This window comes from Mesorhizobium alhagi CCNWXJ12-2, from assembly GCF_000236565.1.
Lineage (GTDB): Bacteria > Pseudomonadota > Alphaproteobacteria > Rhizobiales > Rhizobiaceae > Allomesorhizobium > Allomesorhizobium alhagi.
Genome location: NZ_AHAM01000360.1, coordinates 1 through 1,118, shown reverse-complemented (window position 1 = coordinate 1,118; position 1,118 = coordinate 1). Strand labels below are relative to the sequence as shown.

1 pseudogene is annotated in these 1,118 nt (G+C 56.4%); it reads right to left on the bottom strand.

The window, feature by feature from the left end:
* Positions 1–179: 179 nt before the first annotated feature.
* A pseudogene (locus MAXJ12_RS34150) lies at positions 180–1,118 on the bottom strand (IS110 family RNA-guided transposase); the annotation flags it as partial.

Genomic DNA, 1,118 nt, shown 5'->3' with positions numbered 1-1,118 from the left:
CTCCCACCATGGGGTTAGAATGATGAAGTAGAACAATCTTGCGTGCGTTCTGAGCGTCATTTCACGACCGAACAAAGCGATCTTCGAACTCACTTCACCATCGTCCTGCGACGGACACCTATCCGCCGGGTTGCGGATCCCGTTATCTCCTTTTTATGCCGCGCCGTTATCGATTGAGATCAGATGGCGGCTGGCAAATCATTCCGCGTCCAGCAAAATTCGGTGCCGTCACTCATCATGCGATGCATGATGACCGCCAGCCTGCGGGCGAGCGCGACAATGGCCTTTCGCATGCCGCGCCGTTTGGCGATGTTCATCGCCCAGGCCTTCAGCCATGACCATTTTCTCACATTGATCATCAAGGTCTGGGCGGCTTCGTAAAGCAGCGTTCGCATCATCACGTCACCGCACAGCGATATACATCCAACACGCTTGCTTTCTCCCGACTCGTTGAGCTTCGGCGTCAGCCCCAGTATCGGTCCAACAGCCTTCGAGTTCTTGAACCGCTGCGGAATGTCGATGGTGCTCGTGAACGCCAGCGATACGACGGGACCGACACCGGGGATCGTCATCAGAAGCCGGCACATCTCATCGTTTCGCGAGATGTCCAGAACCTTGTGTGCAACCGGGAGAATTCCTCACGCAACTTACGCCTCGCTGTCAGCAGCGGATCCATGACTTCCTGAAGATCCGTCATGTCATCGACCAACTCGCGAATCCGCTCCTCGAATTTGACAACTCCAACGTTCCCGACCTTCAGCCCAAAATTGCGCAACAGTCCGCGAATATCGTTTTCAATGGCGATCGCCTTTCCTTGCAGCAGCTTGCGCGCCGTCAGCAAAGCTCGCCGCTTCTGGCTCGTCAGCGTTTTGACATGCACAGGACGATACAGATTGACCCGCATCATCTGCGCGATGCCACGTGCATCATTGCGATCGGTCTTGTTCGGCTGAGCCTTCAGGAAGGCTTTTACATGGCGCGTTTCGATGCAAATCACCGGCAGGCCGGCCCTGGCGAGGGCCTCGAATAGCCATTGCGATAAAGGTCCGGCTTCAAGGCCAACCCGCTCAAAGTTCCAAGCCGGATCTCGCAACACCGCGATCATGCGCCGGCGTGGC